We start from the raw sequence: 15,740 nt of genomic DNA on the forward strand, positions 1-15,740 counted from the left end.
ATAGGGGTCTTAAAAAATGAGGGATTTTAAATAAAATAGAGTATTAATTTGAGTTAATACCCCGTAAATAACGCCTTCATTGCTTCTTGAGCTTTATCAAAATAAACTTGAATCTCATTAAGCTTTTCAGGTTCTTCTTTATAGAGTCTTTTCCAACGAGCGAAGTAAAAATCTAATTCCTTAAAGTTTGCTGCACAAAGAGCTTTTCTTATTTCTATTTGACCCACTAAGAAAATCTTTGCCGGATCTTTTTCTTCACATTTATTTTCTTGTTCTCTAAGTTGATTTAATTTTTCAAAGTGGCGAAGTAAAGAATCTGTCAAAGTGTCTATGAAAAATAAATAATAAGAAGTATTCAGGGGGGGGATGTCTCTTTCTTCATAGGCGAGACTTGAGGGAAAAATGGAAAAAAGATCCATTACGGATTCTCTAAAAGCCAGTTTTTGATTTTCAAAAGAAAGTTGAAGTTCAGGATAAGAAAGGCTTGGCTTATCGTCAGGCGATCTTTGATAAACATTATAGTGATGGATCTGAAGCCAGGAATACTGGTTTGAAAGGTAGATGAAGCACTCGTTAATTGTATCGATAATTTTTTCTTTTAGTGACTTTAACTCAGGAATCCCTAAAGATTCTTCTCTTAAAAAAGAGTTAAATTTTAAAATGCGGCAGTTTAAATTAAAAAGAGAGAGATCGGCTTTTAGAGTGTACAAAGAAAATTTAACCTCCTCCACAGTTTTTGTGAGAAGGTAGATTTCCTCGGCAGTATCTTTTAAATTATCAAATATTGATTTTAGAAGATTTGCTGACTCCGCTTCTTTTTCCGTGAGTTCAATAGTCTCGCCTCCCTCTTTAGGCGAATTTGACTTATGCGAACTTTGACTCTCTTTTTTTTCTTTTTCTTCCAGCAAATGCCTATATTTTTCCTTTTTAGCTTGAAGCTCTTCTTCTGCCAAACGAAGAAATTCTGTCGTATTAAATATTTCTTGGTTTTTCTGATAAAAAATAGGGTTTTCGAGTCCTTCAGTAGAACTTTGAAAACTGTTTTGAGACCATGTAGGAAAAAAGCCGCTTGAAGGAAAGATTGGAGGCTCTTCATCCGCATCTCTTCTAAAAAGCTTCGATTGTCTTTTTGTTCGCTTAGCTCGTTCTAATTCAGCAATTTCAGCGTAGCTTGCCGCTTTTATTCTGGAAGGACTTTCCCAATTTTTCTCGAAATAAGAGTCAAAGCCTGTATTATTTGAAAGTAAGAATTCTTTCAATCCTTCGTCTCGAATCGTTCTTATGGGAAGAGGTCTTTTTAGCCTTTCTTCTTCTTTTAAAAACCATCTTCCCGGAAAGCGGGGGCCTTCTAAAGGTTCTGACTCAATATGTTCTTTGAGAAGAGATTGGAACTCTTGATAGAAATTTGAATCTTTGTTCACTTCTTCTAAGAATGCAATTCCTGCGCCATTAGAGACTTTTTGCTCTCTTAAAAAGTTCTTGATTAGATTGAGAACGCTTTCTTGAGTTGCTTCCTCATTTATAAGCGAAAGGATTAAACTTGTAAAAGAGCGAGAGTCTTTATTAAAGTCGAAAAAAGAACTTCTAATTTTTAAAATAAATTCGCACTGCAAGAAAAACCACTGTTTTAAGCATTGGTAAGCTTGATTTTTTGTTTCTTCATGAGAGGAGTGTTCAATCTGTTTAGCGCTTAAGCAAACCTTTTGTCTCATCTCATTAAGTATTTTAGGAAGCTCTTTTGATGGCGGAAAAAGGGAGGTAAAATAAGCATTTTTGAAAAGCAAATCTATGAGGAAGTCTACTTGCAAACTCGTAGTGGATTGAAAGTAGAGCGTCTTATGTTTGTAGATGGTAAAATTATTAGCATTAAAGATAGCCATTAGGTCTTTCGCGTCGGAATGTAAAGCATGATTTTCTACATCCGAGACAAATAAAGGAGCTTTAGGATCTCTTGCTGATACTAAATCTTCCGGAGAGGTTAATAGAAAGACTTTTAAGGGTTTTATAAATTGACTTAAGAATGCTTTACGCTCTTCCGAAAAAAGATCATTAACATTGGATATATTATATAATTTAAAGCTATGCGTTTGACTAATTAAAGATAGTTTTTGTGAGATTCTCCTAACTTTATTAACAAAAATGCCCTCAAAACGAGTTTTAGCAGCTTTCATTCGGGCTTGATCCAGGATTACGCTCAGAATATAGTTTAGGGTGACACATCTTTTCCGGGCGGTCGTATGCTGATTATGTCGTATCTGTTTTTCAATGCTTGCAAAACTTGACTCGAAGTGCTCAAGCTTTTTAGCAAGAATAGCATCTTTAAAATAATCGGCGGTTTCCTGACAATTGGCAGACTCTGTGCGATACAGGATGCGCCACTTTTTCCCTCTGATGGGATGGATTAATAGGTCTAAGATGAGAGCATCTTCCGAGTCGGAACTTCTGGGATATAGAACTATCGGAAGATTGGAATCCATCTGATTTTCTATGTATTCCCGCAAGAGATAGGAAATATCACGAACTTTTTCAAATGAAATAAGGTTGTTTTTCTTTATACTTTTAAATAGTTTTTTAAATTCTAAAACACCTTCTTCTATACTTAAAAGATTAAGGGTTTCTTTTTCTTTCCCTTTTTGCAATGAAGCCGGTTTCTTTAGAGCTTCCGCTTTTCTTTTATGATTGTTTTCCAAAACATTGGAAGTTTTTAGAAGTTTTGCCTCAAGAGGCATTTCTGCAGTCGGCTCATATTTTTTTGATAAAGCGGTTTGGCTGACTTTTCTAATGTAACTTGTCGATGGTGCTTGCCTTTCGAGGGATATGCTTTTAGGGTTTTTTGGAGGGTTTTCCATGTAGCTTCTGTATTTTAGGTCGGTTAAAAGCCATCCTTTAGATTCGGCACTATATAGAAGAGATGCGACCTCTCTTGTGGTTTGTCCTGTGTTGCTTGAAAAACTCTCTAGGTACGGAAAACAGAGTCTTTCATCAATATAATTGGCGGCGGATGTCAAAGTTCGTTTATTTGAAAAAACAAAGAGAATTTTTGGAAAATCCCTTCCCGTAATCAAATAATCCGCAAGCTTGGAGAGCTGTCCTTTTTCAAACTGCGCTTTGCCAAGATGCGGAACGGGTAGCGAATAGTTTGAAAAACTGCTAAAGTTTAGTTTTGAAGGACCAAAGGTGGATAGCGGAAATCCATTAGAATCAAATAAAAAACATGAATAATAGGCATATATCCCGTCTTTTTGTTTATAGATAAAAGAGACATCTATTCCCCTTGAATGAAGAACACTCGAGTCGTAAGATTCGGTACTAAAAAAAGATTTAATATTACTTGTAAAGTGAGAAAGAAGTTCACTTAGCAAATTTTTATAAGTTAAAGCAATAACTGCGAGGATCCTTTTTTCTTTTGGAGGGAATCGAGAGGCATTTATTTCTCCTGCTTTCTCAATCAACGACCATAATTTTGGATTTAGACCTTGAATAGCTTTTTTATTATTCACTCCGTAGCAATAGCCATTTGAGGCTTTAGTTACCCTTAAAATATGGGAAATAAAATAGAAAAAAGTACGTTCTATAATGGCGTTATTAGCTTCAACTTGATTTTTATTTAATTCTAAAACTATCGCATAGAGAAGCTCACCGATAGGTTTTGAGTGATAAGAAAAAGCAAATACTCCATTTTGCTTCTCAAGAGAAGATTTTATGAAGGGAACCCTATCATTTTCTAGCCAGCTATTAAATTGTTGGCAGGTCATTTTTAAAGTGGATGCAAGACAAGCTTTACCTTCATTAGACAAGCTCTCATATAAGCGGTAGAGCTCGATGCGGGAATTTGGGAAGCTGTTATCTTCTTCACTACTTATTGAGAGATGCTTAAAAGAATGGATTTCAAGCAAGCCTGCTAACTCTTTATCGCTTTCACTTAAAGAATCAAAGAGTTCAAGATTCGGGTAGACTTCTTGCTTAGGAAGAAAGGACTTTTCTTCTGGCATATCACTTGCCCTTGAGATTCGTTCTTGCCCTTCAGCTAAAAGGCCGCTCCCTAAGGTTTCGAGCTCAAAGTCATCTAAATTATATAATTCTATTTTAGCGCCTTCACTTGTCGCATCAAATGACGTTTGGAAAAGTTCTTCAGGTATATCTAATGACTTTTCATTTGTTTCATCAGGTCCCGTTTCCATCGGCTGGGCCCCCTGGATAGATGAGGGGATAATTACATTTTGAGTGGATAGCGAAAAGGACTCTGAATAAGTAGCCGTTTCCATCGGCTGGGCCCCTTGGATAGACGAGGGGATAATTACATTTTGAGTGGATAGCGAAAAGGACTCTGAATAAGTAGCCGTTTCCATCGGCTGGGCCCCTTGGATAGACGAGGGGATAATTACATTTTGAGTGGATAGCGAAAAGGACTCTGAATAGGTGGCTCTTCCAACAGGTTGGAAAATGGGTGGGTTAGGTTGGAACGCTGGGTTTGGAATCGTAAACCCAATCGGTATGTGAGTGGGCTCGAGGGGCGCATTTCTAATTTCTTGCTGTCTAGCTGAATGAGTTTCTGCGATGAATGGCCCTCCTATAGGAGGCATAGAAGCTGCCTTTTTCTCCATTTCCCTCATAAAAGCACTTGTAGAAACAGTTATAGGGTTGCTTGGCTTCGAAGCTAGTTTGGAGTCTGCGTCCTCGATGGTTAGGTCTAGAAAAACAGGGGCTTTTGCATCTTGAGGGTTTCTTGGATAGGAAGCAGGTTCAATGGTGGTTGGTATTCCATTTCCGCCTGTGAATTGAGGCGCTAAAGAATTCGGAAGCAAAAAAGGTGGCTGCGATGCTGGATTTTTAAGTGACGCTAATCGAAGCTCTGCCCTTTTTTGAGAGTAATTTTCGGCCGGAAAGCCTAAATTATATTTAAAGATATTTTTTATATAAGGGTCGAGTGAAAATCTTAACTGGCGGCTTTGAAGCATTCCAATGATAGTGACTATTTTTTTAAAAATAAGTTCCTTTTTTGGACACTTTTCTAAAAAGTAGAAGCCCAACCTAAGACTTCCTTCAAGGTTCCATAAGATGAGACAATCAATTACGTTGATCAAGAAAAAGACATCTTTCGGCTCTTTGACCCTTTGAGAGCGGGCGAGATAATCTTTAACGGATTCAAAAATAAGATTAGTTGGATTAAGTTTTTTTAAAAAAGAGATGAATAGATAATGATGTTCAATAGTATCCATCGAAGGATCGGAAAGGATTATTTTTTTATAGTTTTCAACTAGCTTGTGAGGTTCTTGCATGGTTGTAAAGGCTTTCGAATCTGCTTGAGTTTTCCAAAAAGTTAGAATCAGTTTTTTGGGGTCAACATAAGGATGGGCGCTTTGCAAACGCATTGCTTTATCAAAATCCGAAGAAAGAAGAGACATCATGAAATTAAAAAGAGCAGACCACTCATTTGAAATCTTTTCTAAAGCCTTTTGCGCCTTGGTAATTTGGCCAGCAAAAAAGCAGCATTTTGCAATAACAATATTGAAAAGCTCCATTAAGAATTGGTTGCGGCAAGTTAGCGGGTTCTTTTGCTTGTAAACCCTTATAATTTCTAGGACATTATCTCCCTTATCTAAATTGAGCCAGTAATGAAGTTCAAAAAAGGGGTCGAGGTTTTTAGGGGTATAAGGAGCTTTCTCCTTTCTCTCTTCAAAAATCTCGTTAACCTTGTCAAGCTTGACAAGCGACTTGTAATAAAATTCTCCGATTAAAAAGGCGTAATGCTCCTTTCCGGCTATATTTTCAACCATTGATTCAAATTCGAGGGAATGCCTAACTACTTCTTGGTAATCTTTTTTTAAAGCATAGAAAGTAATTGCGGCATAATAATATTCATGGGTTCTCGGCACTCTTGCTATAACATCCACAACTTCTGCTTTATTATTTGCTTCTAAAAACGTCCTTAGCAAATCATAAGCTGGGAGATGAGAGTTATCCTTTAGAATGACTTTAAGCAAATCTTCGGCGATAGTGGGGTCGCTCGGACGAGACTTCAATTTTGAATGAGCGATTTTGAATAAACTATTTGCTTCTAAATATGATTGATATTTTAAAAGACGGTCATAGTGATGAAGGGCGTCTTCAAATTTCCCTTCCTGATAATAGAGATCGCCAGATAGTAAATGATAAGAGGTGTCTAGAGATTTACAGTCTTTATGGGAGATCTCTTCACCGAGTAAATGAAAGTTCGACAAGGTTTCAAGGTCCCTTAAGGTTTTAAGACTTCTTCTCGCATTATCAAAGTGCATAAGACTTATTTGCGCGGCAATCTTTAAAGACAAAGCTTTTACAGAGTAGTCTTTAAAGTTAGTGAAGAAGGGGAGTTCTTCTGCAATGGATATTAAATGAAGCGGGTTATTTTCATTATGTTTAATCAAAAGTTCCTTAAGTTTATTTTCAAGAAACTGTTCTGAGCGATTATTTAAATATAATAAACTTTGCTCTACTTCCGAAGGAACCTGAAAGGGGAATTTTTTTGGAATTAGGAGAGTGCTTTGGATAAAATTGTTGGCCGTTAAAAATTGATATGAAAATTTAGCCAAACCTGTCAGGTATTGCACATGATTCCATTCGTAGCATGTTTTTTCCGTAAAGTCGACCTCTTTGGTGCTTAAGTTGAAGTGATACGGCTTAGAAAGAAGATTTTGAGTAAGTTTCGAGTAAGTTGCTACAAGATCATAGGCTCGTTTTGGCATCGGGTCAAAGCTGTAGGCTGCGAGCAACATTTTAAAGATACAAGTGCGGATAGCAGGACTTGGGTAATGGCTTTGACTTTGATGTTTGTAAAGGAGGTTTAAGCATTTACTTATGAAGGTTAATTTATCTGAGACGAAATAGAGAGCTTCTTCGACAATATCAGGTAAAAAATCAATGTAATTTCCTAAATAATTAATCATTAATAAGAAATAAATTTCTTGGGATGATGGGTATTCTCTCAAGAGCTTTCTTGCTAGAGCGATGGCTCTTTGCGATATCTCAGATTTTAATTCTTTGTCTTCGTCATTACTTAGAAAGCCGCCAATTATGGTTAAGGCATTTAAATAAACAAGGCTTGTTCCATAATCATAAGATTCATCGGCATAAAAAAGCTTGTCTAGATGTTCCAAGTTCAAACGAGATTCTTTGCGGGTTTTCGAAAAGTTAATAAGGGTAACAGACAGTTGATATAGAAAACTTGCAGGAGGCAATTTTAAAACAGCCCATAGAAGATTTGAGTTACGCACATGGTTTAGGAGACCCAAGATTACAAAAGTTTTTGGTGATAATAGTTTACCGGAAAGATGTCTCTTTTCCATCTCCTCAAAAGCGATTCCAACTTTGCCAAGAGCAAGCAATCTCCTGTAGAGAAAGTCATACGCAAAGGCTTCAAAATTTTGACCTTTTTCAAAATCTAGTAGGCTTAAAGTCCCGGCAAAGCTAATAAGCTTCTCTTCCATTTTTTGCATGGAGGCATCATTTCTATCATAAACAGTAATAGCAGCTTCTGCGATCAAAGCTAAGATTGGATTGTCTAAAATAGAGGGGTCAAAGGGTATATTGTTGCTTAATTTTTGATGGGCGATGTTTAATAGATAATAAAATTTATATAACAATGAGGGAGAGTAATCAATTAAATCAGATTGATAGTCATTGTGAAGGGTTAAAAAAACATCCCACCGTTTATGAAGGTAGAGGGTATTTAATATATCTGGAAGTTGATCCTCTTTTATTTTTTTTTCTTTAAACTGTGTTAGCAATTTTTCAATCAAATTATGTTCAATTAAAAAAGAGTAGTAGTGACTCGTAAACAGGGGGAATCTAACAATATTAAGGTGAGAGGAATATTCTTTTTCCAATTCTATGACTTCTTCATTAGTAAAAGAATTTTTTGTTCGATGAGCGCAGATGATTTTAAGGGCGATAAGTCTATTTTTAGAGATATGATTTAAATTTAGAGGGTCTTCTCTTGTTTCAGAAAAACTATCTAAAAAAAGTTGAATTTCATTTTGAATGCCATTGAAATTATTAACTAAAACCCGTTTTTTCAAAATTTCAAAAAGAAAATAAGCATGACTCTTATACTTTTCCGCAAGTTCTGCCGGTATTTGTTTTTTTTTAATAGTGCAATCCAAAACTTGAAAACATTCCGCAAAGGGAAGAAGGGATGGATTTAGATCCTCCCAGGTTTGCCAATTTGCAACTGAAAAAAGTTCAGAGTATTTTGAAACGTCTTTTGCCTCAATTCTTTCATACAATTCTGTGATATGTTTCTTTAATTCAAAAACGAACTGTTTAATCAAAGCATCTTCATCAAAGCCTGGAAGTTCTCGTCTAAGAAAAGTAATTAATTCTGAAGCTTTTGCATACTCGCGGTTATTAATTATATTTGAAAAATTAGTTTCATAATTGAACAAAGAAAGGTAACTTTTTGAGGCTTCGCTTTTTGCGTTCAAGTCCTGACATTCTTTTAATAATCTATCCAGATCATTTTCATCAGAATCTTCAAAGAGCGAGGTTGCGAGATGGTTTGTAATTTCGTATGTGGGAACTCGATTTCGTGATCCTCCTAAGCTGCCGGCTTCTTCTCCTTCTATTGAAAAAATAGTTAAATTTTCAAATCCCGCCTTACTTGCTATAGGAGAATTTAAAGAGGCTTCCATAATACTTGCTCAACATAAAATTTAAAAAAATAGTAAACAAAAATTATAAATTTTTTATAAAAAAAGTCAAATATAACAACTGAATAAAAAAAATAATTTTTAATTTTTTAGTAATTAATATTACTATCGATGTAAAAGTTTGGTAAAAACAATTTAATTTAGTTGATTGAATAGTTATTCTTCATAGCATTTGATAAATTGCTCTCGAATAAATAATTTCATTTTAGTTAATTTTCCATCTTCAAAACATTTGATAGTTTCAACTATTTCGAGGAGTTTTTGGAGTTCTTTTAGAATTTGGAAATTATTGTTTTCTGCTTCTTTTTCACCAAAAATAACGCTTTTTTTAAGAACTTTATAAAGCAACTTATAAAATTCACTTGATCCATGTTTGATGATGCCGTGCCCGGATAGATAGCGAGGCAGTTCCTTATAAAAGTCTAAAAGGCACAATTTGGCTTGCCGTTGCAATTCTTTCAGAAGAGGAAAAATAGTTTCTTCTTGATTACTTTTCAGAGCCCATTTCTTATGCTCTTTAAGACAAATTAAAAAATCGTTAAATGAGTTAAGGTAGAGAGCTTTTTTATGTAACAAATAGTTTTGACCTCGAGCGGAATAATAAATATCTGATTTAAAGTCCGCTGTACTTTCAAGAAGATACTGAGTGAATTTTTTTAGCAGAGCTTCTCTTAAGGAGGCACATTCCTTTTCACCTTCTAATATCTCTTTTTCAAGAGTAGACATCTCTTTTTCAAAGGAAGATTTAAGGCTCTTTAGTTTTTCTTTTAAGGATAGGAGATCTATTTTTTCATCTCCCTGTGTTTCATTTTCTTGACTTTCGTGAAGCTCTTTTTCAAGATCGGCTATTTCTTTTGCGGCAGCTGAAGAGACTCTATTAGAATTACGCTTTTCTTTTAGAGCAACAACTGCTGCAACTTTAGAGAATATCTCTCCTTTAAGATGTTCAAGCTCATTTGAGCTATCAAATAATAATCCGCTTGTTGATCTAATATCTGTAGGCTCCCAGCTTTCGAAAGCAGAGCCATAAGCAAAATCCACAATCTTTTTTTGGGAGTCAAAGGGTTCCCATCTGTTGAATATTTCATCGGATGAGAGATCTTTAACTTCACTATAGGTCCATTGGATATTTGGTGAGAGCAGGCTCATGCGCTTTTCTGTATCCAGGGAAAGCCGTTTTAAGCGTTCCTTGAAGTTATTTGGAGACATGGCAGCTTCATTTAGATCAAGTGCTTGAGGCGGTGTTAATTTTTCGATGATTTCCTGACCTTCTAACTTAATGTGATTCTGCCTATCCATATTTGGAGGAGTTGGGCTTCTTAAGTTATCAATCGATTGAGGCGGCGTTGGAATCTCGCTTTCGTTTAAGCCTTTTAATTTTTTTGGAGGCTTTCCACTTTTTAACCCGGCTTTATCTTGAGGCGGTGTTGGCGGCGATTTTCTTTTTCCAGGGAATAGGGAAACCGAAGTGGTTATTTGATTTCCGGAAGACTGGTTATTTAAGTCAGTAAGAGGGGCTTTTGCAGCGTCCTGGATTTTTGGTTTTGGACTTTCAATCTTTTGAATTTGTACAAAGGTTCCGTCTTCTAAAATTTCTTCATTTAAGATAGTTGCCTCTTGAGCCTTGGGTTCGAATTCTGCAAGGTCTCTCGCTCTATCCTCTTTTTGATCGCTTTCACCTTTAAGAAGTTCTTTTGAAACAGCATCTAAAGAGGGGGAAGCCCTTTTCTTTGAAGGCCTTTCTTTTTCCTGAGATAAAAGCGTTTTTTCTTCCGCAGGTCTTTTTTTAGTTGGATGGGTTAAAAGGTTATTAGGGGTTAATGGCTTATCTTCTCCAAGAAGCAATGAAGAATTTTGAGACTGCAGGATAGGGGCATGGGCCGGGATGATTGGCTTTTGTTCCACTGGGGAAGGTTTCGCAAGCGAGGCTCTTGGCTGCAGGATAGGGGCATGGGCCGGGATGATTGGCTTTTGTTCCACTGGGGAAGGTTTCGCAAGCGAGGCTCTTGGCTGCAGGATAGGGGCATGGGCCGGGATGATTGTAGGATAGGGGCATCGGCCGGGATGATTGGCTTTTGTTCCACTGGGGAAGGTTTCGCAAGCGAGGCTCTTGGCTGCAGGATAGGGGCATGGGCCGGGATGATTGGCTTTTGTTCCACTGGGGAAGGTTTCGCAAGCGAGGCTCTTGGCTGCAGGATAGGGGCATGGGCCGGGATGATTGGCTTTTGTTCCACTGGGGAAGGTTTCGCAAGCGAGGCTCTTGGCTGCAGGATAGGGGCATGGGCCGGGATGATTGGCTTTTGTTCCATTGGGGAAGGTTTCGCAAGCAAGGCTCTTGGCTGTTGAATAGGGGCATGGGCCGGGATGATTGGCTTTTTTTCCATTTGGGAAGGGGGTGAAACCCTTTTTCTTGGTTGTAGAACTTTCGGAATATCATTTTGGCCTCTTGATTCACCAAACACCTGATGGGAAACCTCCGGCTGCGAAGGCGCTATTTCAGAGACCGCTTTTTTTACCGGTAGAGTTGGAACAAAAGGCGTCTTGTTTACATTCGTGTAAGATGTTTGTAAAGGCAATATATTCCTTTGAGCCTGGGGACTCTGGATTCCAAGCTTAGCTGATAGTAGCCTAATGTTAGCTGATACCTGTTGATTAAAGAGAGAAAGCCTCTCTCCCATTTGTTGGAATGGATCGATTGGATCCGGTTGTTTTCCTTCCGGTATGGTAATTGGCGCCGCTTGAGAACCAACTGTTGGCTTCCTAAGGGATTCTGAGCCAGGAGAAGGATGCTGCAAGCTAGAGGGTGTTACCTGCGGCGATATTCGAGCCTGTAGGCTAGTTGAGGGTTGCTGTGTTTGAAGGGAGCTTATAGGGTTTGAGATTGGCTTTATTGCAGTTTGTGAAATTATAGCATGCTCTATCTGCTTTAGCTTTAAATCTGTAATTACTTGCTGGACATGCCAAGCCGAAAAATTTTCCAGGGGCAATCCCTTTTCTTTAAAGTTAGAAAGTTCGTTGCAATAGAAACAAAAGGTTTCGTATTCTAAAATAGAAAGATTTTCCATCAATAAAGAGACCATCTTAAGAAAAAGAATTTTTTTGTCGGGAGAGTGTTTAAGACCCTCAGATAGATAAAACAAAGCTGATTTGAGATCGGATTTTTTTACATAGGCTTCTGAAGAAATCAAATATAGGAAGCTACTTGAGGTAGGCTTGGTAATTTTGACAGATGTTTTTAAAAAATTAAAAAGCCTTGTCAACTCATTTACTTCTAAAAGAAAATGGGCATAAACAATGTGATACTCTAGATGTCTTTGCTCCAAAAGAGCCTTTTCTAAACGTTCAAAGCAATCTTCCGGTAAAACCTTAAACTGAGAATCCTCAAATAAGCGGCACAAGAGATGTAAAAAAGTATTCTCTGGGATTTTTTGAAGTTCTTGCTTTGCAGCTTTAAAATTTTTCCTCATTAAATAAACGATGACTTTAAATGGAGTGACGGCATTTTTTTTGGAAATTAATAGATGTTTTTCTGCATCGTTTAGCTTTCCCATAAAGAAGGAGGCTTTAGCATATAAATAGTTTAGGTTGGACTTTATTTCTTTTGTAAGATAAGGCGTTTTACTGAAAACCGTCATGAACTTCTCAATAGCTGCCATTATTAAAAGAGGATCTTCTTTTATATTTGCAAACTGAAGTTCAAATAAAATGGATTTAAGAGAATTGGGGTCTTTTTTGTTTTCCTCTATCCAATAACGAACCGTCTGAGAATATACATGAACTTCTAACGAAGAGCGTAAATAAGTCCAAGCAAGCGTGGATAGAAGATCAGGGTCTATTATACCGGGAACCCACTCGGCCCATGCCTGAGCACACGCTCGATAGGCTTCGCTATAATTCCGGTTTTTGTAATGGTAGTTCGCTAAAAAGAAAGTAGTTAAAAAGCACTCAGGTAATTTTTGTATGATTTCTGTCTCAGCTCCCTTTACTTTATCGAGAATATTGTTAAAAAGAAAAGCATAAGAGAGAAGGGAGGCGCTAGGATTTTTTTCAATGGCTTTAAGTAACGCCTCCGCCACCTCGAAAGGGGGCTTGCCTTGATGATTTATTGCTAAGGCAAGTTCATAATAGGTTGTATGAGTATGAGTCTTAGGGTCTGAATTCCTTAGGTAAAATTCATAATGGTATTGAGATTTTTTGAATTCTTTTTTAACCAAATAAATGTGAGCTAGTCTTAGATTAAAGAATGAACTTGATGGGTTCCTTGCAATTCCCAATATACAAGATTTTAAAGCTTCACCATAATTTTTAAGCTTGAGATGTATAGAAATCTTTTGTTCTAAGATGGTTTCATAAGTTTTTCCAAAAGAAGGATCGCAAGGGCAATGGGCAATAAGTTTTAAAGCTTCAGAGTACAAATTCTTTGCAATATATTGGTCGGCTTCACTAGAGGATTTTTTAGATGCCTTATCTATTTCTTCACGAACGGTATTAAAATATTGAAGATGTTCTTTTGTAATCACATCTCTTAAAAGCCTAATTTCATACTCGGTTGGAAGTAAATGAAATACATAAGTAAAGGTCATGTAGTCACTGGAATGGCTTCTAATCGAATTGATTAAAAATCCAAGATATTTCGACTTGTCATAGGGTACTTCTTCAAAGGGTTTCCTCTTGGCAATAGAAGGTAGCGGGCTTAAATTTATTACAAACCCATAAGGTTCAATTGCTTTTTTAGCTTTTAAAATAGTGGCTGCTAAATTTTCTTCAATGCTTGGAAGAGATAAAGCTAAAAACAAAAATTTAACAATCGTCATCATCGAATCTTGTATTGGCAAGCATAATAAATCTTCAAGTCCCTCAAATGCTAATTGAGAAGGATTTTTTACTTTATGAATGCCGGACAGCCACGCTTTTGCTCTCACAAGGGGGGTTGAGAGAGAGGTGTTTTTGGCAGCCAGGATGGTAAGATAGGTATTTGTCGGATCATTTATCAAAATTTTATTAAGATAACTGAGGTATAAAGCTTGCTGGCCTGTTTCTCTTAAAAAATAAGCCATGGCCAGTTCTTCAACCGGAGTTAGAATCGATTTCTCTAAGGCCGCATTCACTTGAGGCAATTGCTCTTTTTTGATCAAGCCCGATTGATAGCGTTTCATTGCGCCCACTATGTTTTTAAGGACGCTTGAGGATTCCTTGGAAAGAATGCATTTTTCAGCAAGAACGAAATTTGAAATTCCAAGCATGAAAGTGCTGAAGATTTCAGAATCTAGATTGTTTAACGATTTTCCTGTGTTTTTAAAAATTGCTTGGTTAGTCCAAAATTTATTAGAGAGGATTTTATCAAAACCCGAGAGAAGAAGGCTTTCGCATTCGATAATTTCTAGCGTATTTGCAAGGGTATTGTTTTGCTTCCCAGTTGCAGCCGCTTTAAAAGGGGGAAGCGCTTTGTCTAAAAGGTAAAAGTACCTTTTATTCTCAAGGCAGTGGGTTAGGCCTAGGACGATTTCAGTTGGGGTTGAGGTAAGATTCACGGTGGTTATATCTAAAGAAAAAATATCTTTGGCTTCAGATTTTTTTAAACAAAGTCTTAAAAGTTTATAAAGGATGGTGAGATGCTCTGTGTTGAGTATGGCTTCCTTATACTTTTTTAGAAAAGCGTACAAAGGCTCAAGTTTTTCTAGAGACATTAACTTTCGTGCAATTTCGTAAGCTGTTCCAATGCAATTTGTTTGCATTACGGGGGCGATACGTTCAAGGAATGCTGCCGGCTCCCGCGTTATCCGAATAGTAAAATCAATGTAATTTTTTCGGTTGAAGGGATCGTTAGGATGATATTCTAACATTGCCTTAAAGTGCTCATGAAGCTTTGGAATTTGAATCTCCAAGTCTTCCAAGTTATGATTTAAACGTAATTTGGATTTACCGATCATCATATGAGCATGGGAGAGACAATCTCGGGTTTGTTTATCGGGATTATCTTCGGATGAATAGTGTGAAAGTATGTTCTCAGCAGCTTCGATTGTCTTTTCGTAAAGACTATTTTTGTATAAAACATTGCATAAATAGGATTGAAGATAAAGAATGTTAGGGAACTGTTTAATTTTTTCTTCAATGCTTTTTTGAGCTTCTTCAAAGCGCTCAAGACCTATGAGAGACTCAATTTTAATTTTGTAATTTTTTAGAATTAGAAAATAAAGCCACGGTTCCAGCTCATTCCATTTTAAATTTTCAAAAGAAGGAAGAGAATCTATCGCAGAATTAAAATTTTTTCTATAATAATGGTTTTTTGCTTGAGAATGTGACTTGCTAAGCTCTTGGAAAAAAAAGTTCACGCTTGCAGGGTAGTTTTCAGAACTATTTTTCTTCAAGGTCTGAAGATGTAAATAGGCTTTCTCGAATTCAGATAGACTGATTAGCAAAGATAAATCGAAATCTATTTGACCGATAGGCCCTTTTTCTTCCGGTACAAAAGAGATGTCAAGTCCTTCCGGTAAATCGATGGGATCTGATTCAATAAAATCAAGATTGTAAGTTATTTCGTTTTCATCTGTTTTTTCTTTTTCCTTTTCTCCTTTTTCCACACTTTGCAATTCTTCCATGATGCTTTCCAATTCATTTACCGGGATGAATTGATTTGAAGGTTTGCTTATATTGGCAATTGTTGTTTCCTGACTCATCAAAATTTGTAAAGAAGCATCATCGACTTTTACTCCTGTCTCCACATAAGGCGTCGTCTTCAAGGAAGGAGCGCTTGTTGAACTTTGGTCCAAAGCTCCTACACTTAGAGAGTTGTTTTGAAAAATAGGAGAATCAAACTCTTTTGATGGGAAATTCATAAAATATACACTTTTGATTATTAATGAACAAAAATAATAAAGTAATTAAAGACTTAAGTCAAAAAAAAATATAGTTTAATATAAATATTTGAAATTTTAGTATAAATAAAAATTGATGTTTTTTGCAGTGATTAAGAAAAGATTTTTTTAAAATTATGGTTAAAAAAAAATTTAATTCTACGGTTTGCCTTTTTTTATAGAGAAGAAATTTGTTAAAAGT

Annotated in this window: 2 protein-coding genes; both read right to left on the reverse strand. The window is 36.4% G+C overall.

From position 1 onward, the window contains the following. Positions 1-53: 53 nt before the first annotated feature. On the reverse strand, positions 54-8,666 hold the full coding sequence (locus tag CSEC_RS00305) for a hypothetical protein (RefSeq protein WP_041016427.1): 8,613 nt from the start codon (positions 8,664-8,666) through the stop codon (positions 54-56). Positions 8,667-10,501: 1,835 nt separating this feature from the next. After that, on the reverse strand, positions 10,502-15,520 hold the full coding sequence (locus CSEC_RS00315; RefSeq protein WP_041016429.1) for a YML083C domain-containing protein: 5,019 nt from the start codon (positions 15,518-15,520) through the stop codon (positions 10,502-10,504). Between the last annotated feature and the right edge of the window lie 220 nt (positions 15,521-15,740).

The organism is Criblamydia sequanensis CRIB-18 (assembly GCF_000750955.1).
In the GTDB taxonomy this organism is placed as follows: domain Bacteria; phylum Chlamydiota; class Chlamydiia; order Chlamydiales; family Criblamydiaceae; genus Criblamydia; species Criblamydia sequanensis.

Excerpts from the sequence above, each read along its gene's own strand:
- CSEC_RS00305 (WP_041016427.1), bottom strand. The coding sequence starts at position 8,666 with ATGGAAGCCTCTTTAAATTCTCCTATAGCAAGTAAGGCGGGATTTGAA.
- CSEC_RS00315 (WP_041016429.1), bottom strand. The coding sequence starts at position 15,520 with ATGAATTTCCCATCAAAAGAGTTTGATTCTCCTATTTTTCAAAACAAC.